The organism is Gemmobacter lutimaris, from assembly GCF_003570715.1.
Taxonomy (GTDB): Bacteria; Pseudomonadota; Alphaproteobacteria; order Rhodobacterales; family Rhodobacteraceae; genus Gemmobacter; species Gemmobacter lutimaris.
The window spans coordinates 101114-123745 of sequence record NZ_QXXQ01000004.1 but is presented as its reverse complement, the minus strand read 5'-3'; the positions used below and the strand labels follow the sequence as shown (position 1 = coordinate 123745).

At 64.5% G+C, this 22632-nt stretch carries 22 protein-coding genes; 18 read left to right on the top strand and 4 right to left on the bottom strand.

Annotated elements, in window-relative coordinates:
- Positions 1 to 14: 14 nt before the first annotated feature.
- Both D2N39_RS09030 and D2N39_RS09025 read right to left on the bottom strand, forming a co-directional pair.
- Positions 15 to 947: an MBL fold metallo-hydrolase gene (locus D2N39_RS09030; protein ID WP_119134463.1), complete on the bottom strand. Its 933-nt coding sequence runs from the start codon at positions 945 to 947 to the stop codon at positions 15 to 17.
- A gap of 69 nt (positions 948 to 1016) precedes the next feature.
- Complete coding sequence (locus D2N39_RS09025; RefSeq protein ID WP_119134462.1) at positions 1017 to 1427, bottom strand: metallopeptidase family protein; 411 nt, start codon at positions 1425 to 1427, stop codon at positions 1017 to 1019.
- A gap of 89 nt (positions 1428 to 1516) precedes the next feature.
- Here D2N39_RS09025 and gltX point away from each other — a divergent pair, with 89 nt between their 5' ends.
- The 8 genes from gltX to D2N39_RS08985 all read left to right on the top strand — a co-directional run bounded on the left by gltX (position 1517) and on the right by D2N39_RS08985 (position 10118).
- On the top strand, positions 1517 to 2845 hold the full coding sequence (gltX, locus tag D2N39_RS09020) for a glutamate--tRNA ligase (RefSeq protein WP_119134461.1): 1329 nt from the start codon (positions 1517 to 1519) through the stop codon (positions 2843 to 2845).
- 268 nt (positions 2846 to 3113) lie between these two features.
- Positions 3114 to 4148: a rod shape-determining protein gene (locus D2N39_RS09015; RefSeq protein ID WP_054301132.1), complete on the top strand. Its 1035-nt coding sequence runs from the start codon at positions 3114 to 3116 to the stop codon at positions 4146 to 4148.
- 35 nt (positions 4149 to 4183) lie between these two features.
- Positions 4184 to 5110 carry a rod shape-determining protein MreC gene (mreC, locus tag D2N39_RS09010; protein ID WP_119134460.1) on the top strand — a complete coding sequence of 309 codons (927 nt, stop codon included), beginning with the start codon at positions 4184 to 4186 and terminating at the stop codon, positions 5108 to 5110.
- The gene (locus tag D2N39_RS09005) at positions 5103 to 5642 is read left to right on the top strand and encodes a rod shape-determining protein MreD (RefSeq protein ID WP_119134459.1); all 540 of its coding nucleotides are present in this window, start codon (positions 5103 to 5105) and stop codon (positions 5640 to 5642) included. The genes mreC and D2N39_RS09005 overlap by 8 nt, the downstream gene beginning before the upstream one ends.
- The gene (gene mrdA / locus D2N39_RS09000; protein WP_119134458.1) at positions 5639 to 7582 is read left to right on the top strand and encodes a penicillin-binding protein 2; all 1944 of its coding nucleotides are present in this window, start codon (positions 5639 to 5641) and stop codon (positions 7580 to 7582) included. The genes D2N39_RS09005 and mrdA overlap by 4 nt, the downstream gene beginning before the upstream one ends.
- A 14-nt stretch (positions 7583 to 7596) precedes the next feature.
- On the top strand, positions 7597 to 8736 hold the full coding sequence (gene rodA, locus D2N39_RS08995) for a rod shape-determining protein RodA (protein WP_119134457.1): 1140 nt from the start codon (positions 7597 to 7599) through the stop codon (positions 8734 to 8736).
- A gap of 29 nt (positions 8737 to 8765) precedes the next feature.
- Complete coding sequence (locus tag D2N39_RS08990) at positions 8766 to 9695, top strand: 2-hydroxyacid dehydrogenase (protein WP_119134456.1); 930 nt, start codon at positions 8766 to 8768, stop codon at positions 9693 to 9695.
- A gap of 165 nt (positions 9696 to 9860) precedes the next feature.
- Complete coding sequence (locus tag D2N39_RS08985) at positions 9861 to 10118, top strand: YjhX family toxin (RefSeq protein WP_119134455.1); 258 nt, start codon at positions 9861 to 9863, stop codon at positions 10116 to 10118.
- 48 nt (positions 10119 to 10166) lie between these two features.
- On the opposite strand, the gene D2N39_RS08980 is transcribed toward D2N39_RS08985, so the two are convergent.
- Complete coding sequence (locus D2N39_RS08980; protein WP_119134454.1) at positions 10167 to 11036, bottom strand: MurR/RpiR family transcriptional regulator; 870 nt, start codon at positions 11034 to 11036, stop codon at positions 10167 to 10169.
- Between the two features lie 141 nt (positions 11037 to 11177).
- Between D2N39_RS08980 and D2N39_RS08975 the strand changes: the two genes are divergently transcribed.
- The 9 genes from D2N39_RS08975 (at position 11178) to D2N39_RS08935 (ending at position 21471) form a co-directional block, all read left to right on the top strand.
- A complete protein-coding gene (locus tag D2N39_RS08975) occupies positions 11178 to 11972 on the top strand; it encodes an N-formylglutamate amidohydrolase (protein WP_233557098.1) in 795 nt (264 codons plus the stop codon).
- A 3-nt stretch (positions 11973 to 11975) separates the two neighbouring features.
- Complete coding sequence (locus D2N39_RS08970) at positions 11976 to 12521, top strand: TRAP transporter small permease subunit (protein WP_119134452.1); 546 nt, start codon at positions 11976 to 11978, stop codon at positions 12519 to 12521.
- Positions 12521 to 13864, top strand: coding sequence for a TRAP transporter large permease (locus tag D2N39_RS08965; RefSeq protein WP_119134451.1), 1344 nt, complete (start codon positions 12521 to 12523; stop codon positions 13862 to 13864). Before D2N39_RS08970 ends, D2N39_RS08965 begins: the two co-directional genes overlap by 1 nt.
- A 61-nt stretch (positions 13865 to 13925) precedes the next feature.
- Entirely contained in the window at positions 13926 to 14960 is a 1035-nt protein-coding gene (locus tag D2N39_RS08960) for a TRAP transporter substrate-binding protein (protein WP_119134450.1), read from the top strand.
- Positions 14961 to 15159: 199 nt separating this feature from the next.
- Entirely contained in the window at positions 15160 to 16524 is a 1365-nt protein-coding gene (locus D2N39_RS08955; RefSeq protein ID WP_119134449.1) for a glutamine synthetase family protein, read from the top strand.
- A 42-nt stretch (positions 16525 to 16566) separates the two neighbouring features.
- Positions 16567 to 17952, top strand: a complete 1386-nt coding sequence (locus D2N39_RS08950; RefSeq protein ID WP_119134448.1) for an aldehyde dehydrogenase family protein — start codon at positions 16567 to 16569, stop codon at positions 17950 to 17952.
- Complete coding sequence (locus D2N39_RS08945; RefSeq protein WP_119134447.1) at positions 17949 to 19109, top strand: iron-containing alcohol dehydrogenase; 1161 nt, start codon at positions 17949 to 17951, stop codon at positions 19107 to 19109. The genes D2N39_RS08950 and D2N39_RS08945 overlap by 4 nt, the downstream gene beginning before the upstream one ends.
- A gap of 48 nt (positions 19110 to 19157) precedes the next feature.
- Entirely contained in the window at positions 19158 to 20402 is a 1245-nt protein-coding gene (locus D2N39_RS08940) for an NAD(P)/FAD-dependent oxidoreductase (RefSeq protein WP_119134446.1), read from the top strand.
- Positions 20403 to 20466: 64 nt separating this feature from the next.
- Positions 20467 to 21471, top strand: coding sequence for an NAD-dependent epimerase/dehydratase family protein (locus D2N39_RS08935; RefSeq protein WP_119134445.1), 1005 nt, complete (start codon positions 20467 to 20469; stop codon positions 21469 to 21471).
- Here the strand turns inward: D2N39_RS08935 and D2N39_RS08930 are convergent.
- The gene (locus tag D2N39_RS08930) at positions 21459 to 22079 is read right to left on the bottom strand and encodes a GntR family transcriptional regulator (protein WP_119134444.1); all 621 of its coding nucleotides are present in this window, start codon (positions 22077 to 22079) and stop codon (positions 21459 to 21461) included. The genes D2N39_RS08935 and D2N39_RS08930 overlap by 13 nt on opposite strands.
- 58 nt (positions 22080 to 22137) lie before the next feature.
- On the opposite strand from D2N39_RS08930, the gene D2N39_RS08925 reads away from it, so the two are divergent.
- Positions 22138 to 22605 (top strand): OsmC family protein, encoded by a 468-nt coding sequence (locus tag D2N39_RS08925; RefSeq protein WP_119134443.1) that lies wholly within the window; start codon positions 22138 to 22140, stop codon positions 22603 to 22605.
- Positions 22606 to 22632: the final 27 nt, after the last annotated feature.

Below are 22632 nucleotides of genomic sequence, written 5' to 3'. Positions count from 1 at the left end.
GCCGCCCCTTTGCATTACAGCATCTGCTGGTAACTGGCAGGAACAAAGCGGAAGCCCTCACCCTGCGCCTCGACATAGCCGACGGCCGGGAACGGCATATGGTAGCCGATAAAGGGCGTGCGGTCAGCGGCCAGCATCCCGAGCACCTTGCGCCGTGTCGCCGCGCCCGCCGACTTGTCCATGTCGAACCGCACCTCCCAGTCGGGGCGCTGCATGGAAAAGACGTAGTGGTTCACCGTATCCGCCGTGATGACCAGAGATTTGCCGCCGCTTTCCAGCCGATAGGCCATATGCCCCGGTGAATGGCCGAAGGCCGCGATGGCGCTGATGCCGGGCGCGACGCTGCCGCCGTCATCGAGCATGGTCATCTTGTCGCTCAGCGGTTTGACCTTGGTGTCAAACCCCTCGTTACCCGCGCCTGACCAATGGTTGTGCTCAACCGCGCCGGTGACGTAGCGGGCATTGGTGAAGGTCGGCGCCTCGCCCGCAAGGCCGCCGATATGATCGCCATGCATATGGGTCAGCACCACAACGTCCACCTGATCGGGCGTAACGCCCGCCGCCGCCAGCGCGGCGGTGATCGCCTCGGGCGCAAGGCCGGTGTCGAACAGCACCAGTTCCGCCCCGGTATTCACCAGCGTCGGGGTGAAGAAATTCACCGACATGTCGGCGGGCAGGAAATTCGCCTGCGCGAGGGCGGCGAAATCTTCGGGGCTGGCGTTAAGGCCGAAGGTGCCGTTGGGGTTTTCCATCGGCCGGGTGCCGACCAACAGGGTCGTCACCTCCATCTCGCCAAGGCTGAAACGATGAAATGCGGGCTGGGCGGCGCCCTGCATTGGTGCGGCGGCGCGGGCCGCGCGTGGCGCCAGCGCCACGGCGGGAACGGCAGCGGCGGCAAAAAGTGCCGCGCGGCGGGTGAGGGTCGGCGTGGTCGCTTCTGCGGTCATGTCACTCTCTCCTGTGTTGCAAGGCCTCAGCCTAACCCGGACCGCAGGATTCACCGCTTCACGGCTACGTTATTCCCACCACGGATCGACCACCGCGATGTCGTCATCCGACCAGCCGAAGTGATGGGCGAATTCATGGATCGTCACATGCGTCACCAGTTCGCCCAGCGAGACATCCCCGCGCTCCATCCATTCATCCAGAATGGGGCGGCGGAACAGCCAGATCACATCCGGCCCCGCCGGCTGGTCGCTGACAGATTTCTCGGTCAGGGGAATGCCCTCGTAAAGCCCGGTCAGTTCGAACGGATCGGCGATGCTCATGGCATCAAGGATGTCGTCGGGCGGAAAATCCTCGACCCGCAGCAGGACCATGGTGGCTGCCTTGCGAAAGGGTTCGGGCAGGCTCATAACGGCCTCATGGGCCAGTTGCTCGATCAGGGCGAGGTCGGGGGCGATGGTATCGGCGCTGGCATGGGTCATGGCGTGGCAGCATAGCCGCCCCCTCGCCCGCGCGATATGGACAAATGCCTGCCCACATGCGAAAGGGCGCGGGTTGCAGGAGGCACAAAATGACCACCGTTACCCGCTTCGCGCCCTCGCCCACCGGCTATATCCATGTCGGCAATCTGCGCACCGCGCTGATGAACTATCTGATCGCCCGCAAGACCGGCGGCCAGTTCATCCTGCGGCTGGATGATACCGACCAAGAACGCTCGAAGCAGGAATATTCCGATGCGATCATGGCCGATCTGGAATGGCTGGGTCTGCACTGGGACCGGGTGGAACGTCAGTCGCTGCGGCTGGACCGTTACCGCGCCGAGGCGGAGGTGCTGAAGGCGAAGGGCCGGTTCTACGAATGTTTCGAAAGCCCGACCGAGCTGGACCTGAAGCGCAAGAAGCTGCTGAACATGGGCAAGCCGCCGGTCTATGACCGCGCCTCTTACCGTCTGACGGAGGAGGAGAAGGCGAAGTTCCGCACCGAGGGGCGCGACGGCTACTGGCGCTTCCTGCTGGATCAGGAGCGGATCGAATGGACCGACGGCATCCTTGGCCCGATTTCAATTGATGCGGCCTCGGTGTCGGACCCGGTGCTGATCCGCGCCGACGGGCAGGTGCTTTATACCTTCGCCTCCTCGGTGGATGACATCGACATGGGCGTGACCCATATTGTGCGCGGCGCCGACCATGTGACCAATACCGCGACGCAGATCCAGATCATGCAGGCCATGGGCGGCACGCCCCCGGCCTTCGCCCACCATTCGCTGCTGACCGGCGCGAAGGGCGAGGAACTGTCAAAACGTCTGGGCACGCTGTCCCTGCGCGACCTGCGCGCACGGGGGGTGGAGCCGCTGGCGCTGCTGTCGCTGATGGCGCGGCTGGGGTCGTCGAAGCCCGTGGTTCTGGCCGGGTCTCTGGACGAGATCGCGGAAGGCTTCGATGTCGAAAGCTTCGGCTCGGCCCCCACCAAGTTCGACGCGGAAGACCTGTTCCCGCTGACCCGCGCCCATGTGCAGGCGCTGCCGCTGGATGCGGTGGCGGATCGCATCCGCGCGCTGGGGGTGCCGGAGGACAAGCTGGATGCTTTCTGGCGCGTGGCCAAGGACAATATCACCGTGCTGGACGATCTGGCCGGCTGGTGGGAGCTGTTCCGCGACGGCGCCGAGCCGCTGGTCGAGGACGAGGACCGCGATTTCGTGGCGCAGGCGCTGACCCTGCTGCCCGCCCAGCCCTGGACTGAAACCACCTGGTCGGAATGGACCACAGCGGTGAAAGAGGCGACGGGCCGCAAGGGCAAGGGGCTGTTCATGCCGCTGCGCAAGGCGCTGACCGGGCGGGCCAACGGGCCGGAAATGGCGGATGTGATGCCGCTGTTGCAGAAGGCGCCACGCGCACTTTGAGCCGCGAAAGGGCCGCCCACCGGGCGGCCTTTTTCAATCCGGTGCACCAAATATTGCAAGTCTGCAAGGATGGCCGAAATCCATCCGCCACCAGCCGCCCGAAATGTTCGATAAGTGCAAGCCCTTACGGAACACGCGGAATTGTGCCGCCCATGCAGACTCCGGGCTTTCGCCGGTCGGGTGCTGTCTTTATATGAAAGCGCCCGCGCCGGAAACGGCCTGAGTCGCGGGCTGATCCGTTTTTGCTCATCGAAGGACGCAGTCCAGCATGTCACTCACCGGCCTCTTTTCGTCGGATATGGCGATCGACCTCGGCACCGCGAATACGCTTGTCTATATCCGGGGCAAGGGCATCGTGCTGAACGAACCCTCGGTGGTGGCCTACCATGTGAAGGACGGCAAGAAGCAGGTTCTCGCCGTGGGCGAGGATGCCAAGCTGATGCTGGGCCGGACGCCGGGCAGCATCGAGGCCATCCGCCCGATGCGCGACGGCGTGATCGCCGATTTCGACAGCGCGGAAGAAATGATCAAGCATTTCATCCGCAAGGTGCACAAGCGCACGACCTTCGCCAAACCGAAGATCATCGTCTGCGTGCCGCATGGCGCGACCCCGGTGGAAAAGCGCGCGATCCGCAATTCGGTGCTGCAAGCCGGTGCACGGCGCGCGGGCCTGATCGCCGAACCCATCGCGGCGGCGATTGGCGCGGGCATGCCGATCACGGAACCCACCGGCTCCATGGTGGTGGACATCGGTGGCGGCACGACCGAAGTGGCCGTTCTGTCGCTGGGCGACATCGTTTATGCCCGTTCCGTCCGTGTGGGCGGCGACCGGATGGACGAGGCGATCATCAGCTACCTGCGCCGCCACCAGAACCTGCTGATCGGCGAAAGCACGGCGGAACGTATCAAAACCTCGATCGGCACAGCGCGGATGCCCGATGACGGGCGCGGCGCCTCGATGCAGATCCGCGGCCGCGACCTCTTGAACGGCGTGCCGAAGGAAACCGAGATCAACCAGGCCCAGGTGGCCGAGGCGCTGGCTGAACCCGTGCAGCAGATCTGCGACGCGGTGATGCAGGCGCTGGAAACCACGCCGCCCGATCTGGCGGCCGACATCGTGGATCGCGGCGTCATGCTGACCGGCGGCGGCGCGCTGCTGGGCGATCTGGATCTGGCACTGCGCGAACAGACCGGGCTGTCGATTTCCGTCGCCAATGAATCGCTCAACTGCGTGGCGCTTGGCACCGGCAAGGCGCTGGAATACGAAAAGCAACTGCGCCACGTCATCGACTACGATAGCTGAGCCACCCGGCACGGCACATCGCAAAGGGGCCCCGCGTGGCAAAGAACCGGACCAACCCGGAAGATTTTGCCCGCCCGATCAGGCGCATCCTGATCGGCGCGCTCGTGGTGCTTTTGCTGGCGCTGTTCCTGCTGTGGCGGATCGACAGCCCGCGCGTCGAACGCTTCCGCACCGCATTGGTGGATCGCACGGTGCCCAGTTTCGACTGGGTGATGCTGCCGGTGACCAAAGCGGTGCAGATGGTGCAGGGCTTCCAGTCCTACACCAAGCTTTACGAGCAAAATCAGGAACTTCGGCAGGAACTGAAGCAGATGCGCGGCTGGAAAGAAGCGGCGCTGCGGCTGGAACAGCAGAATGCGAAGCTTCTGGACCTCAATCAGGTGCGTCTGGACCCGAAGCTGACCCATATCACCGGCGTGGTGCTGGCCGACAGCGGCAGCCCGTTCCGGCAGTCGGTGCTGATCAATGTGGGCGAGCGGGACGGTGTGCGCGACGGCTGGGCTGCGATGGATGGCATCGGGCTGGTCGGGCGCATCTCGGGCGTGGGGCGACGCAGCGCGCGGGTGATCCTGCTGACCGATTCCAGCTCGCGCATTCCGGTGGTCGTGGAACCGTCGGGGCAAAAGGCGCTTCTGTCGGGCGACAACTCCTCTGCCCCGCCGCTGGAATTTGTGGAAAAGGCCGATCTGGTGCGCCCCGGCGACCGGGTGGTGACCTCGGGCGATGGCGGGGTCTTCCCGGCTGGGCTGCTGGTCGGTTCGGTCGCGCAGGGCCCGGACCGGCGGCTGCGCGCCCTGCTGGCAGCCGATTACGAGCGGCTGGATTTCCTGCGCGTCCTGCGCAGCCATGATCTTGAGGCGATCACCGATCCCGGCGGTCTGGTGGCCGAGCCGGTTTCGCCCGATGACATAGGCCCCCCCGCCCCGCCCGAAGCCACAGCCGAAGGGGGCAGCGATGGCTGATCCGCTGCGCCGCGACGTGCTGCTGCATCGCGGAATCTTCGTGGCGGTGGCACTGTTTCTGATCTTCCTGCGCCTGCTTCCGCTTGGGTCGGATGCGGGCCGCCTGCCCGGCCCCGATCTGCTGCTGTGCCTGATCCTCGCCTGGGTGCAGCGCCGCCCTGATTACATGCCCGCCCTGCTGATCGTGGCCGTGGTGCTGACCGAAGACATGCTGCTGCTGCGGCCACCGGGGCTATGGACGGCGCTTGTCCTTGTCGGAACCGAGATCCTGCGGTCGCGCATCGCACTGACCCGTGAATTGAGTTTCGCCATGGAATGGTTTTTCATCGGGCTGCTGATGTTCGGCATGTTTCTGGGCTATCATCTGGTCTTTGCTTTGACGCTGCTGCCGCAGGCGGGCTTTGGCTATGCGATGACGCAGGCGGTAGCGACGGCTCTTGCCTATCCGGTGGTGGTCTGGCTGTCGCATGTGACGCTTCAGGTTCACAAGCCGGGGATGGGCGAGGTCGATTCGATGGGGCGGCGGCTATGAAACGGACGCAACGCGATACCGAGGATTCCTTCCGGGGCGTGCGGCGCCGCGCCTTTCTGATGGGCGGCGCCATGACCGCCTTCGTCGCCGTGCTGGGCGCGCGGATGCGGTATCTTCAGGTCGATCAGGCCGAGGAATTCCGCCTGCTGGCCGAGGAGAACCGGGTCAATATCCGGCTGATCCCGCCTGCGCGCGGTCAGATCTTCGACCGCAACGGCCGCCTGATCGCCGGAAACGAACAGAATTACCGTGTCGTCATCACCCGCGAGGATGCCGGCGATGTGGAAATGGTGCTGAAGCGGTTGGCCTCCATCGTGCCGCTGCCGCCCGAGGACATCGAAAAGACGCTGAAAGAGGTGGAACGCCGCTCGCCCTTCGTGCCGATCATCGTGGCCGACCGGCTAAGCTGGGAAGATTTCTCGAAAATCGCCATCAACTCGCCCTCGCTGCCCGGTGTCACGCCCGAAGTGGGCCTCAGCCGCGTTTATCCGCTGGATCAGGATTTCGCGCATGTGGTCGGCTATGTCGGCCCGGTGTCGGAACGCGATCTGGAGCGGATCGAGAACCCCGATCCGGTGCTGCAACTGCCGAAGTTCCAGATCGGCAAGGTCGGCGTTGAACGCTGGACCGAGGCAGAGCTGCGCGGACGCGCCGGGCAGAAACGGATCGAGGTGAACTCGGTCGGCCGTGTGATGCGCGAGTTGGAGCGGCTGGAAGGCGACCCCGGTGACGACCTGCGTCTGACCATCGACGCCGAGGCGCAGAATTTCGCGCAGGCACGGCTTGGCGACGACAGTGCCGCCATGGTGGCCATCGACGTGCAGACGGGCGACCTGCTGGCCTGCGTCTCGGCGCCCTCCTTCGACCCGAACCTGTTCGTGCGCGGCATCAGCCAGAAGGATTACTCTTTCCTGCTGGAAAACGATCACCGCCCGCTCGCCGACAAGACCGTGCAAGGCGCCTATCCGCCGGGTTCGACCTTCAAGATGGTCACCGCGCTTGCTGCGCTGGAGGCGGGGGTGATCACGCCGCAGACCGGCGTTTATTGCCCCGGCCATTACGAGGTCGGCAGCCGCCGCTTCCATTGCTGGAAACGGTCCGGCCACGGCACGGTTTCGCTGCATTCTGCGCTGTCGGAAAGCTGCGACGTCTATTTCTACGACATCGCGCAGAAGGTGGGCATCGACAAGATTGCCGAAATGGGCCGCAAGCTTGGCCTTGGCGTGCGCCATGACCTGCCGATGTCGGCGATCACCGAAGGCGTGATGCCCGACAAAGCCTGGAAACAGGAACGCTACAAACAGGAATGGCGGATCGGCGACACGATCAACGCCTCCATCGGGCAGGGTTATGTGCTGACCTCGCCCCTGCAACTGGCGGTGATGACCGCCCGCATTGCCAGCGGCCGCGCGATCGAGCCGCGTCTGGTGCGCCGGATCGGCACGCAGGATGTGCCCCTGCCCGACGCCCCGCCTCTGGACATCGACAGCCAGCACCTCGCCTCGGTCCGGCGCGGCATGTATGAGGTGATGAACGGTGCCCATGGCACCGCCAAGAGCTCGCGGATCGCGGATGAAACCATGCTGATGGCGGGCAAGACCGGCACGGCACAGGTGCGCAACATCTCGGCCGCGGAACGCGCGTCCGGGGTTGTCCGCAACGAGCAATTGCCGTGGAACCGCCGCGACCATGCGCTATTCGTCTGCTACGCCCCCTTCGACAAGCCGCGCGTCGCGGTTTCGGTTGTGGTGGAACATGGCGGTGGCGGCTCGGCGGTAGCCGCCCCCGTCGCGCGCGACCTGCTGCTTTACTGCCTGACCGGAGGCATCCCGCCGCTGACTGCCTATCCCGCCTCGCAGCGCGGCACGATCGAATCGCGCTTCAACGACATGAAGCTGCGCGACTTCGGCGCCGACAGCACCACGCGCTCTCGGGCCTGAGGCGGGGGAATCGCATGAGCTTTCTGGAATATCGCATCAAGACTGCGCCCTCGGGCCTGCGCAAGGTGCTGCATCTGAACTGGCCCGTCATCCTGATGATGACCGCCGTGGCCGCAGTCGGGTTCCTGATGCTCTATTCCGTCTCGGGCGGCCGGATGGAACTGTGGGCCGAGCCGCAGATGAAGCGTTTCGGTCTGGGCATGGCGCTGATGTTCGTCGTCGCCTTCACCCCGATCTGGTTCTGGCGCAACATGTCGGCGCTGGCCTATCTGGTGTCGGTCGCGCTTCTGCTGGTGGTGGAATTCTTCGGCCATGTCGGGATGGGGGCGCAACGCTGGATCAACCTTGGACCGCTGGTGTTGCAGCCTTCCGAGATGATGAAATTCACCCTCGTGATGGCGCTCGCCGCCTATTACGACTGGCTTGACCCCAAGAAGGTGTCGCGGCCGCTCTGGGTGTTCCTGCCTGTCATGCTGATCGTGATGCCGACGATCCTTGTGCTGATGCAACCGAACCTCGGCACCTCGGTCATGCTGCTGGCGGTGGGCGCGGCGGTGATGTTCTGCGCGGGCGTCAGCTGGTGGTATTTCGGCGCGGTCGCGGGTCTGGTGGGCGGTGCGATCTATGGCGTCTTTGCCCTGCGCGGCACGCCATGGCAGTTCCTGCACGATTACCAGTATGCAAGGATCGACACCTTCCTCGACCCGACCGCCGACCCGCTGGGCGCGGGCTACAACATCATTCAGGCCAAGATTGCCCTCGGGTCCGGCGGCTGGGCCGGCAAAGGGTTCATGCAAGGCACGCAGTCGCGGCTGAACTTCCTGCCGGAAAAGCACACCGACTTCATCTTCACCACGCTGGCCGAGGAATTCGGCTTTGTCGGCGCCTTTTCACTGCTGCTGCTTTACGCGGGTATCATCGGCTTCTGCATCGTGTCCGCCTTGCAAAACCGCGACCGTTTCTCGCAGCTTCTGATCCTTGGCTGCGCGGCGAACCTGTTCTTCTACATCGCGGTGAACCTGTCGATGGTGATGGGTATGGCGCCGGTGGTGGGGGTGCCGCTGCCCTTGCTGTCCTATGGCGGCTCGGCCATGTTGGTGCTGCTGGTGGGCTTCGGGCTGGTGCAAAGCGCCCACGTCCACCGCCCGCGCTGAGGGCGGATCAAGACGAGGAAGGAATACGGATGACTGTGACGGTGCTGTTCGCGGCGGGTGAGGCGCTCTGGCCGGAATATGCCCCGCATCTGCGCGCGGCTTTCGACGAGGCCGGGCTGGATGCAGCGCTGGTAACCGAGGCAGAACCCGGCGCGGTGGACTACATCGTTTACGCCCCCGGAAGCCCGCTTCAGGATTTCACCCCCTACACCCGCTGCCGCGCGGTGCTGAACCTCTGGGCCGGGGTCGAACGCATCGTGGGCAACCCGACACTGACGCAACCCCTGTGCCGCATGGTCGACCCGGGTCTGACCGAGGGCATGGTGGAATATGTCACCGGCCATGTGCTGCGGCACCATCTGGGGATGGATCGTTACATCAAAGGCGCCCCCGGCTGGCAACAGATCGTGCCGCCGCTGGCGCGGGAACGTGTCGTGGCGATGCTGGGGCTGGGCGAGTTGGGCCTCGCCTGCGCCCGCGCGCTGAAAGCCCTGAGCTTCGCGGTGGAGGGCTGGAGCCGTTCGGGCAAGACCGGGCTCGACATTCCGGCGCATCACGGCGAGGCGGGACTGGAGGCGCTGCTCCGCCGGGCCGAAATCGTGGTGACGCTGCTGCCCCGCACGGCCGAGACCGAAAACCTGCTGGATGCCCGGCGTCTGGCCTGGCTGCCGCAGGGCGCGGTGATCGTGAACCCCGGTCGCGGCGCGCTGATCGACGATGATGCGCTGCTGGCCGCGCTGGACAGCGGCGCGTTGGGCCATGCGACGCTGGATGTCTTCCGCATCGAGCCGCTGCCTGAGGATCACCCCTTCCGCCACCACCCCGGCGTTACCGTCACGCCGCATATCGCCGCCGATACCCGCGCCTCTTCCGCCGCGCGGGTGGTCGCAGAAAATATCCGGCGCGGTGAGACGGGCGAGCCCCTGCTGCATCGGGTGGATCTTACCCGCGGTTATTGAAGATCGCCCGGCAAGCGGCCATATTGGCCGCGCGCGACACGCGCATGATGGAGAGTTTATGTCAGAGACTGTGCGCAAGGGCTGACCCCTTGGCCTGACAAGGGGAAGCTGATCCGCCGGGCCAAGCCTCGCGCGGATGGTTTGCCTTATCTGACGGACAATCCCATGAATATCTCCAGACCCGAACAGCGGGTTCTGCATGTCCTGGCCAAGGGTGGCCGGATCGAACACGACCGCGCCACAGGCCGCAAGATCGACACCGTGCTCTGCGTGACCCGCGAAGGCCTGATCCTTGCCGATTGCACCTTGCAGGTGTTCCAGAGCCTGCGCCGCAAGCGGCTGATCGGCTCGGAAAACGGCGCGCCCTACCGGATCACCCGGCTGGGGCGGATCTCGGTCCGTGCGCAGCCTGACAACCAGTAGCAACACGGGAGCGGGGCGGCAAAAATCTTGCTGAAGATTTTTCGCTGCTCACCTCGGGCGGCGGAAAAAGCGGGAACGGTCATAAAGCCCTTCCAGCCGCTTCAGCCGTGCCTCGGTCTCGTCCCAGCGCAGGGTCTGCACGGAGGCAAGCAGGGTTTCGACCAGCACCGTGATGGACACCATGCTGTCCCATGCGCTTGGCGCCTCGATGTGGGCGGCAAGCGTGTGGCGGGCATGGGCGGCGGCGGGGCTGACCCAGCGGTCGGTGATCAGAACGACCTCGGCCCCCTGTTCCACTGCCAGCTCCACCAGTTGCAGCACACTGTTTTCATAACGCCGGATGTCGAAGACCAGCAGCACATCGCCGCGCTTCATATCCAGCAACGCGGGCGGCCAGGTGTTCGACAGGCCGGAAAGCAGCGTCACATCGGGGCGCACCACCTTCATCAGCGTGACAAAGTAATCGGCAAGCGCATGGGTGATCCGCCCGCCCATGGCGAAGATCGCACGGTCGCCATCGGCCAGCAGGCTGGCCGCCGCATCGAATTCCGCATGGTTGATCTGGCCCAGCGTGGCTTGCAGATTGCCCACCACCGCATCGGCGAAACGGTTGAGGATATGGGTATCCGGCACCCCGCCGGCCCAGCGGTCATGCTTGGCGATGGGCGACATCAGCATTGCCTCCACCTCGCCGCGCAGGGCAGACTGGTAATCGGGATAGCCCTTGTAGCCCAGCTTCTGGCAGAGCCGCACCACCGTGGGCGTGGAGACCTCTGCCGCCTTGGCCAGCGCGGTGATCGAGCCCAGCGCGGCGACCGGGTAGTTCTTCAGCACATGGGTGGCAAGCTGGCGTTCCGCGCGGGTCAGATCGGGCAGCGCCGCGCGCATCCGGTCCTCAATGGTGATCTGTTCGTCCATCGCGGCCCTCCGGCTGCCGGTTCGGGGCCATTCTGCACCCGTTTGGAAAAATTTGTAACAGAAATTACGCAGAAGAAAAATTCTTGACAGAACCGGGTCGGCGGTGAACCCTGAAGACAACAACAGGGATGACTCGCAGCAATGACTGCACAGCCAGACATGCAGGCCGGGGCCGTGGCTCCGGCGATTTTCGCCCCCGTGATCACCGGGCGGGCCGAGGCAGGCAGCGACCTGATCCTCGTCTGTGAACATGCCGCCAATACCTTTCCGGCGCCGTGGGGCGATCTGGGGCTGACGGCAGAACAGCGGCAGGCGCACATCGCCTGGGACCCCGGCGCGCTGGGGCTGATGCAGGCACTGGCGGCGCGGCTTGACGCAACAAGCGTTGCCGCCACGGTCAGCCGCCTGATCTATGATTGCAACCGCGCGCCTGACATGCCGGGCGCAATGCCCACGAAATCCGAGGTGCACGAGGTTCCGGGCAATGCGGCGATCACGCCGACCCAGCGCGCGGCGCGCGCGGCGGCGATCTATGTACCGTTTCACGACGCGCTGCACGGGCTGATTGCCGAACGCATCGCGCTTGGCCGCCGCCCCGTCCTTGTCACCATCCACAGCTTCACCCCGGTTTACTTCGGACAGAAGCGCGCGGTGGAATTCGGTGTGATCCATGATGCCGACGACCGGCTGGCCCGCGCCATCCTCGCCGGGGCCGAGGCGACATCGGGTCTGACTTGCGGGCTGAACGCGCCCTATTCGGCCGCCGATGACGTGACCCATACGCTGCGCCTGCATGCCACGCCCTACGGCCTTGCCAATGCCATGCTGGAAATCCGCAACGACCTGATCGCCTCGCCCGAGGCGGAACAGGCGATGGCCGACCGGCTGGCTCCGGTGATCGCCGCTGCCCTGACCGACATCAAGAAGGAGGGTTGAGCCTTGCCGCGCTGGACCGTCGCTTTCGTGCATGGCATCGAGAAGCTGAACCACGGCATCGGCCGCTTCGCCATGTATCTGCTGTTCGCGCTGATGGCGGTTCTGGCATGGTCGGCCATTTCCAAGGCCGCGTTCACGCCCTCGATGTGGACGCTGGAAATGGCGCAGTTCATCATGGTCGCTTATTATATTCTGGGCGGTCCCTATTCGATGCAGATGGGTAGCCATGTGCGCATGGATCTGGCCTATTCGCGCTGGAACGACCGCACCCGCGCCGCTGTCGATGCCTTCACCGTGCTGGCCCTGCTGTTCTATCTGGGCGTCATGGTCTGGGGCGCATGGGAAAGCCTTGCCTATTCGCTGACCCTGAAATGGCCTGACGGCGCGCTTCTGCCGCAGATCGGTCGGCTGGAGCGGTCGCCGACCGCATGGCGCCCTTATCTCTGGCCAATCAAGATCACCATGTTTCTGGGCTTCATCCTGATGTTCCTGCAATCGCTCGTCTTCCTCATCCGCGACATCGCCACCCTGCGCGGGGAGGAAATCTGATGCCGCAGGAGATGATTGCCCTTCTGATGTTCTCGACCATGCTGCTGTTGATGATGACCGGGCAGCGGGTCTTCGGCATCATCGGCTTCGTCGCCGTGGTGGCCTCGCTGGCGCTTTGGGGCACCGGCGGGCAGCAGATGGGTTTTTCGGCCGCCATGAAGCTGATGAAATGGTATCCGATGCTGACGCTGCCGATGTTCGTCTTCATGGGCTATGTCATGAGCGAGACGCGGCTGGCCGAAGATCTTTACAAGATGTTCCATGTCTGGTTCGGGCCGGTGCCGGGCGGGCTTGCCATCGGGACGATCCTGCTGATGGTGCTGATTTCCGCGATGAACGGGCTTTCGGTGGCGGGCATGGCCATCGGATCGACCATCGCCCTGCCCGAGCTTTTGCGGCGCGGATATGACAAGCGCATGGTCACCGGCGTCATTCAGGCGGGGTCGAGCCTTGGCATCCTGATCCCGCCCTCTGTCGTGCTGGTGCTTTACGCCATGATCGCCCGCGCGCCGGTCAGCCAGCTCTGGCTTGCCGGGATCGTGCCGGGGCTGCTGATGGCGGCGCTGTTCATCCTTTACATCACCCTGCGCTGCCGCCTGTCACCGCGCCTTGGCCCGGCACTGGACCCCGAGGAACGCGCCACCATAACCATGGCGGAAAAGATGCGCCTTCTGGGGGCGGGGCTGCTGCCGCTGATCATCTTCGCCGCGATGATGGTGCCTTTCGTGAAGGGCTATACTTCGCTGGTGGAAAGCTCGGTCATCGGGGTGGCGACCACCACACTGGCCGCTGTGATCAAGCGCCGCTTCACCCGTCAGGTGTTCGAAGTCGCCACCCGCAACACCTTGGGCATTTCCTGCATGTTCATGTGGATCATCCTCGCGGCGCTTTCGTTCGGTGCCGTGTTCGATGGCCTTGGCGCGGTGAATGCGATCGAAGGGTTCTTCGTGGACCGCCTGCACATGGGGCCCTGGACCATCCTCATCCTGATGCAGCTTTCGTTCCTCTTGATGGGGATGTTCCTCGACGATACCGCCATGCTGGTGATCGTGGCGCCGCTTTATGTGCCGCTGGTGGCGCAACTGGATCTGGGCCTGCCACCCGATCAGGTGCTGATCTGGTATGGTGTGCTTTACACCATCACCTGCCAGATCGCCTATCTGACGCCGCCTTTCGGCTATAACCTGTTCCTGATGCGCGCCTTCGCCCCGCGGGAAATCACCATGCTGGACATCTATCGCTCGGTCACGCCCTTCGTGGTGATGATGGCCATTGCACTGGCGCTGGTGATGATCTTCCCGCAGATCGCGCTGTGGCTGCCGCAGACAATCTATGCCCGATAACAACCCGGCGAGGGGCGGCCCAACCGCCCCCGCATCCTGACAATCCCAACGGAGGTTCACGATGACGACGAGACGGAAGTTCCTGACCACCGGCGCGCTTGGCGGCGCGGCGGCCCTTGCGGCGCCCAGCGTGGCCCGCGCGCAAGCGCCGATCAAATGGCGCATGCAGACCTATGCCGGTGCCGCCCTGGGCGAGCATGTGGTGAAACCCGCCGTGGACGCGTTCAACGAAATCGCGCAAGGCCAGATGGAGATCGAGCTTTACTATTCCGACCAGCTTGTCCCCACGGCCGAGCTGTTTCAGGCCATGCAGTCGGGCACCATCGACTGCGTGCAGTCGGATGACGATTCCATGGCCTCGCCGACCGAGGTCACGGTGTTTGGCGGCTATTTCCCGCTGGCGCTGCGCTACAGTCTCGATGTGCCGGCGCTGTTCAACAAATACGGCCTGAAGCAGATCTGGGACGAGGAATATGCCGCCGTCGGGGTCAAGCATATCTCGGCCGGGTCGTGGGACCCGTGCAACTTCTCGACCAAGAAGCCGATCAACAGCCTCGAAGACCTGAAGGGCCTGCGCATCTTCACCTTCCCGACCGCCGGGCGTTTCCTTGCGCAATTCGGCGTCGTGCCGGTCACCCTGCCGTGGGAAGACGTGGAAGTCGCGCTGCAAACCGGCGAACTGGACGGTCTGGCATGGTCTGGCATCACCGAAGTTTACACGGTGGGCTGGGCCAATGTGACCGACTACTTCCTGACCAACAACATCTCGGGCGCGTGGATCGGGCATTTCTTCGCCAATATGGACCGCTGGAATGCCGTGCCGCCGCATCTGCAAAAGCTGCTGGAAACCTGTTTCGAGCAGTCGCACTATTATCGCCAGCACTGGTATTGGGCGGGCGAAGCCGATCTGCGGATCAATGGGGGCAAGCTGAAGCTGACCACCATCCCCGATGCGGAATGGCAGACCGTGCAGGATGCCGCCGTGAAATTCTGGGACGAGATCGCAGCGGAAAGCGAAACCAAGGCCAAGGTCGTCGAGATCATCAAGAAATACAACGAGACCATGGTTCAGGCAGGCCCGCCCTACCGCTACTGATACCTGGCCAGGGGCGCCATTGCGCGCCCCTAACCGCCGATATATGATCAAATTCCGGTCCCCCTGCGCGATCCGGTGGAGGAGAGAGATGGCCTTGGCCCTGCGCCCCTGTTGCTGGCCCAGAAAGCCCGAGTTCGGCGGCGGAGCTTTCCGTACCCGCCTGAACCCCCTCCCCCTTTCCTGAGATACGAGGCCAGACATGCCCGCCAACCTTACTTTCGACGCCCTGAAAGCTGCCGTCGCCGCCGGCGAGATCGACACCGTTGCCACCTGCATCGTGGACATGCAGGGCCGCCTGATGGGCAAGCGCTTTGTCGCGCAGCATTTCATCGACGGCGCTTATGACGAGACGCATTGCTGCAACTATCTGCTCGCTACGGATATGGAGATGTATACCGTGCCGGGCTATCGCAGCACCTCCTGGGCGGCGGGCTATGGTGATTACGTCATGAAGCCCGATCTGGCGACGCTGCGCCGCCTGCCATGGGCGCCGGGCACTGCCATGGTGATGTGCGATGTTCTGGACCACCACACCCACCAGCCGGTGCCACATTCCCCCCGCGCCATCCTGAAACGGCAGGTGGAACGCGCCAAGGCCATGGGCTTTGACGCAATGATGGCGACGGAGCTTGAGTTCTTCCTGTTCGACGAGGCATTTTCCGATCTGTTCGACAGGGGCTTCCCGCTGCCCACGCCGAAGGCCCGCCACAATGTCGATTACTCGATCTGGGGCACCTCGGCAGACGAACCGATCATGCGCGACATCCGCAACGGGCTGTGGAATGCGGGCATCCCGATCGAATGTTCCAAGGGCGAGGCCGATGCCGGGCAGGAGGAGGTCAATGCGAAATATTCCGACGCGCTCGATACCTCGGACATGCACGCCATCATCAAACTGGGCGTCAAGCAGATCGCGCTGCAACATGGCGCCAGTGTCACCTTCATGGCCAAATATGACCACCGCAAGGCGGGGTCGAGCAGCCATATCCACCAGTCGCTGTGGCAGGACGGCAAGCCCGCCTTCCGCGACGAGGCCGATGCGCATGGCATGAGCGCGCTGATGAAGCAGTATATGGCCGGGCAACTGGCCCATGCGGCAGAACTGACCTATTTCCTTGCGCCCTATGTCAACAGCTACAAACGCTTTGTCGTCGGCATGTTCGCCCCGACCAAAGCGGTCTGGAGCCGCGACAACCGCACCGCCGGATTCCGCGTCTGCGGCGAGAATACCAAGGCCGTGCGGGTGGAATGTCGCATCGGCGGCGCCGATCTGAACCCCTATCTTGCCTGTGCCGCCCTGCTGGCGGCGGGCCTTGCGGGGATCGAGGGCAAGATGGAACTGGAACCTGAAATGACGGGCGACATGTATGCCGCCGACAACGTGCGCGAGATCCCGAACACGCTGGGCGCGGCGGCGGCAGCGCTGCGTGGGTCGGCCATGCTGCGCGCGGCCTTTGGCGACGAGGTGATCGACCACTATGTCCATGCCGCCGAATGGGAATTGCACGAACAGAACCGCGTGGTGACCGACTGGGAACGCCAGCGCGGCTTTGACCGGGCGTAAGAGACAACCGGCGCCTGCGGGCGCGCTTGAAGGACGACGAGGATGAAACCGATTCAACTGATCTCGCCCGTGGACGGCTCAGTCTGGCTGGAACGCCAGCCACTGTCGCGGGACGATGCCTTTGCCGCCGCCGCGCGGGCCAAGGCCGCGCAAAAGGGCTGGGCCGCGCGCCCGCTGGAGGACCGCATCGCGCTGGTCAAGGCCGGTGTCGACAAGCTGATGGAAAAGAAGGACGTTCTGGTCGAGGAACTGGCCTGGCAGATGGGCCGCCCGACCCGGTTCGGCGGTGAATGGGGCGGCGTGATCGACCGCACCAACTACATGGCCGAGATTGCGGCCAAGACCCTTGCGCCCGTGGTGGTCGAGGACAGCGACCGCTTCACCCGCTACCTCGCGCGCGAGGCGGTGGGCGTGGTCTTCATCATCGCGCCGTGGAACTACCCCTACCTCACCACCATCAACACCCTCGCCCCGGCGCTGATCGCCGGCAATACCGTGGTGCTGAAACACGCGAGCCAGACCCTGAAGGTTGGCGAGCGTCTGGCCGAGGCGTTCCATGCCGCAGGCGTGCCGGAAGATGTGTTTCAGAATGTCGTGCTGGACCACGCCACGACCGAGGCACTGATCGGCGCACGGGCCTTCAACTTCATCAACTTCACCGGCTCGGTCGGTGGTGGCGCTGCCATCGAGAAGGCGGCGGCGGGCACCTTCACCGCGACCGGGCTGGAACTGGGCGGCAAAGACCCCGGCTATGTCCGCGCCGACGCCGATCTGGATGCTGCAGTGGACAGCCTGATGGACGGCGCGATGTATAACGCCGGGCAATGCTGCTGCGGGATCGAGCGCATCTATGTCCACGAAAGCCTGTATGACGCCTTCGTGGAAAAGGCGGTGAAATGGGTCGACGGGCTGAAGCTTGGCAATCCGTTCGATGCTGCCAGCACGCTGGGCCCGATGGCGAACAAGCGCTTCGCCGCCACGGTGCGCGCACAGGTGGCCGAGGCCATCGCGGCAGGGGCCAAGCCCCTGATCGACCCGGCCGCCTTCCCCGCCGATGACGGCGGCGCCTATCTCGCGCCGCAGATCCTCGTGAACGTCGATCATTCCATGCGGGTGATGATGGAAGAAAGCTTCGGCCCCGTGGTCGGCATCATGCCGGTGAAGGACGATGCCGAGGCCATCAAACTGATGAACGATTCCCCCTATGGCCTGACCGCCTCGATCTGGACCGCCGATGCGGAAGCCGCCGCCGAGATCGGCGCGCAGATCGAAACCGGCACCATCTTCATGAACCGCTGCGACTTCCTTGACCCGGCGCTGTGCTGGACCGGCTGCAAGGATACCGGGCGCGGCGGCTCGCTGTCTTTCCTTGGCTTCTATTCGGTCACGCGGCCGAAATCCTACCATCTGAAAAAGGTGACGAAATGACCCATAATGTTCCGAACCGGAACTGGTCTTACCCGACGGCCATGAAATTCGGCGTGGGCCGGATTTCAGAACTGGCCGATCATTGCAAGGCAGCGGGCATCACCCGCCCCCTGCTGGTGACCGACCGCGCGCTGGCCAGCCTGCCGATCACCGCCGAAGCGCTTGGCATTCTCAAGGCCGCCGGTCTGGGCGAGGCTCTGTTTTCGGACGTGGACCCGAACCCGAACGAAATCAACATGGCCGCCGGGATCAAGACCTATCTCGCAGGCAACCATGACGGCGTGATCTGCTTCGGCGGCGGCTCGGCGCTGGATCTGGGCAAGATGATCGCCCTGATGGCGCATCAGGACGCGGGTCTGAGCGTCTGGGATCTGGAGGATATCGACGACTGGTATACCCGCGCCGATGCCGACAAGATCGCCCCGATCATCGCGGTGCCCACCACCGCCGGCACCGGGTCCGAGGTCGGGCGCGCGGGCGTGCTGACCAATTCGCAGACCCACAAGAAGAAGATCATCTTCCATCCGAAGCTGATGCCAGCGGTCACGATCTGCGACCCGGCCCTGACCGTGGGCATGCCGAAGTTCATCACCGCAGGCACCGGCATGGATGCGCTGGCGCATTGCCTTGAGGCCTATTGCAGCCCGTTCTACCACCCGATGTCACAGGGCATCGCGCTGGAAGGCATGCGGCTGGTGTTTGAAAACCTCGTCGAAGTCTATCAAAACCCCGGCAATCTGGACGCCCGCGCGCACATGATGAGCGCGGCGGCCATGGGCGCCGTGGCCTTCCAGAAGGGGCTTGGCGCCATCCATTCGCTGTCGCATCCGGTGGGCGCGGTCTACAACACCCATCACGGCACCACCAATGCCGTCGTCATGCCGATGGTGCTGGATTTCAACCGCAGCGCCATTGAGGACCGGATCGGGAAAGCCGCCGCCTATCTGGGGATCGCGGGCGGCTTCGATGGCTTCCGCGCCGCCGTGATGGACCTGCGCACCAAGCTCAACATCCCGGCCAACCTGACCGCAATGGGGGTCGAGGCCGCGCGTCTGGACGAGCTGACCGAAATGGCGCTGGAAGACCCGTCCTGCGGCGGCAATCCGATTGAGATGACGCGCGAGAATACCCGTGCGCTTTACGCCGCCTGCATGTAAGGGAAGCACCGGGTGACGCTTACGTCACCCGGCCATTCCGGGGCGAAGATGACCGAACATCACACGACCGACATCGCCGTTCTGGGGGCGGGCGCCATTGGCATGGCCGTGGCGCTGCAACTGGTGCAGGAGGGGCGCGAGGTCGTCATCGTCGATCCCGGTGCGCCGGGAATGGGCGCGTCTTACGGCAATGCGGGCACCATCGCCGATTACGCGGTGCAGCCTGTCGGCACACCCGATGTGCTGAAGAACCTGCCCGCGCTGCTGTTTGACCGCAATTCGCCACTGGCGATCCGCCATGCCGCACTGCCGACTCTGGCACCGTGGCTTTTGCGTTTTGCCCGGCAGAGCCTGCCCGGCGCAGCCGCGCGCAATGCGAAGGCAATTGCCGCGCTGGTGGGGTCCGCCAATACGCGCTGGCGCGATTTCGCGGCCGAGATTGGCGGCAGCGCGCTGTTGCAGCATCGTGGCTGCCTTTACCTATACGAAACCGCCGCTGCCTTCCGCGCCGCAGGTCGCGACATGACCGCCCGCCGCGCGCTGGGGATCGAGGTGGAACTGCTGCGCCCCGAGGCGTTCAGCACCATGGAGCCGGGTCTGCCGGTGGTGGAGGGGGGAGCCGCCTATTTCCCGCAGGCCACCTTCCTGTCGGACCCCGGCGAAATGATGCGGCGGCTGGCGGCTCGTCTGACCGCGCTGGGGGTGCCGCATCTGTGCCACCGGGCGGAAAACCTCTCGCGGCAATTTGACGGGGTTCTGGTGCAGGGGCCGGGCCTGCGGCTTCATGCGCGGCAGGTGGTCATCGCCGCCGGAGCCCATAGCCGGACGCTGGCCGCGCAGGCAGGCGACCGGGTGCCGCTGGATACCGAACGTGGCTATCACGTCGAATGGGACATGGAACGCCCGCGCCTGACCCGCCCCACCTGCCCCACCACGCGCGGCTTCTACCTGTGCCCGATGACGGGTCGGTTGCGGGTGGCGGGCACGGTGGAGCTTGGCGGGCTGACCGCACCGCCTTCGCCCCATCGCATCGCCCGGCTGGTGGAAGGGGCCCGCGCTATTTTCCCCGATCTGGGCGCGCCCAGCCGGGACTGGATGGGTTTCCGTCCTTCGATGCCGGACAGCCTGCCGGTGATTTCCCCCTCGCGCGCAGGCAATGACGTGATCCATGCCTATGGTCACGGCCATATCGGCTTGACTTTGGCCCCGATCACGGCACGGATCGTGGCTGATATTGCAGCGGGACGGCAGACGGATCTGGATGTAGCGTCCTATGCGGTGACGCGGTTCTGAGACGGCGGCCCCGGGGCGCTGCCCCGGACTCCGGAGTATTTGTGACAAGAAGCAGGGACAAGGCATGGCGGGCAAGGTTTTCATCACCGGATCTGCGGGGTTCATCGGCTATCATCTGTGTCAACAGCTGCTGGATGCGGGCTGGCAAGTGCTGGGCCTGGACGGGATGAGCGACTACTATGATGTGGCTCTGAAGGAACGGCGCCATGCCATGCTGCGACAGAAGCAGGGTTTTCGTGCGGTCGAGGGGCTGCTGGAAACGCCGGGGCTGGTGCGCGGGCTGGTCGAGGAGTTTCGCCCCGATGTGATCGTGCATCTCGCGGCGCAGGCTGGGGTGCGTTACTCGATCGAGGCGCCGCGATCCTATGTTGACGCCAATCTGATTGGCACGTTCGAGGTGCTGGAGGCGGCGCGGGCCTGCCCGCCGCAGCATCTGTTGCTGGCCTCGACCTCTTCGGTTTTCGGGGCGAATACCGAGATGCCCTATGCCGAGGTGCACAAGGCCGACCATCAGATGAGCTTCTACGCCGCAACGAAGAAGGCGACCGAGGCAATGGCGCACAGCTATGCCCATCTTTACGGACTGCCGACCACGATGTTCCGCTTCTTCACGGTTTACGGGCCTTGGGGCCGGCCCGACATGGCGCTGTTCAAATTCGTGAAGGCGATCCTCGCGGGCGAGGCCATTGACATCTACAACCACGGCGACATGCGCCGCGACTTCACTTATATCGACGATCTGGTGATGGGGATCGAACGCCTGATCGCGGCGGTGCCGGGGGCAGAATCGGTAGGCGATTTCGACAGCCTGTCGCCGGTGGCACCCTGGCGGGTGGTGAATATCGGCAATGGTGCGCCCGTGCAGTTGATGGATTTCGTGGCCGCCATCGAGGCGGCGACCGGGATAGAGGCGAAAAAGAACCTGATGCCGATGCAGCCCGGCGACGTGCCCGCGACCTGGGCCGATGCAAGGCTGATCGAGGCGCTGACCGGGCCGCTGCCGCGCACCGGGATCCGCGAGGGCGTGCAGCGCTTTGTCGAATGGTACCGCGGCTATTACGCCGTCTGATCGGCAATCCGCCTCAAAAGGTGATCACGAGCCGCGGTGAGATGGGCGGCCAGCAGGGCAGCGGCGCTGGCCGCCTGCCGTGCCCTCCACGCGCTGAAGATCTGGTGATGGTCGTCCAGCCAGCGCGAGGTATGATCGGCAAGCTCTTGATATTGAATGATATGCAGGGTTGTCGCATCGCGCAATTCATTGACCAGCGCAACTTGGCGGGGCCGGTTGGCTGGGGCGTAAAGCGCCATGTGGTAGGCACGATCCCCCGCTTCCCATCCCGGCCGCCCGGCTTCGAGGTCTGACCGGGCGAGCACATGCGCCGCCTCATCACGCTGCGCCGGTGTCGCCTGACGGGCAGCGCGATGAATCAGGTCACATTCCAGCAGGATGCGCAGATCATAGACCTCGGCCAATTCCTGCGGCCCGAGGCGGATCACCCGCGCGCCCTTGCCCGGCACCACGGTCACCAGCCGCTCGGCGGCGAGAGCCTGCAAGGCATCACGCACCGGGATGCGGCTGACCCCGAAGCGGGTGGCAAGTTCGGTCTGCATCAGCAGGCTGCCCGGCGGGAGCCGTCCGGCAAGGATGTCGCGGCGCAAGGTTTCGGTCAGGGTCATGGCTGTTCTTTCGTAATGTATACATGTATACACGATTCGATCAGGGAAGGAAGCGACCATGACGCATGACTATACCAGCCGCATCGTCTGGACCGGCAACCGTGGCGCGGGAACGGTCAGCTATCGCGGCTATGACCGGACATGGGATATTGCGGTGCCGGGCAAGCCGCTGGTGCATTGCTCCAACGACCCGCTGCTGGGGGGCGACCGGGGCAAGATGAACCCCGAGGATCTGCTGCTGTCCGCGCTGAGCGCCTGTCATATGCTATGGTATCTGCATTATGCGGCGGAAGCCGGGGTGGTGGTAACCGGCTATGAGGACACCCCTGTCGGGCATGGCGAGGTTGGCGCGGGCGGTGCGGGGAGGTTCGTTGCGGCCACGCTGCGCCCCCGTATCCAGGTGGCGGCCGGAACCGATCTGGCCTTGGCCGAGGCCTTGCACCATCGTATCCCCGAAGTCTGTTTCGTTGCCCGGTCGGTGAATTTTCCTGTGCATCATGCACCGGAATTCGCGGTAGAAACCTGACCCAACTACGACATTTCCTGTCGCAGA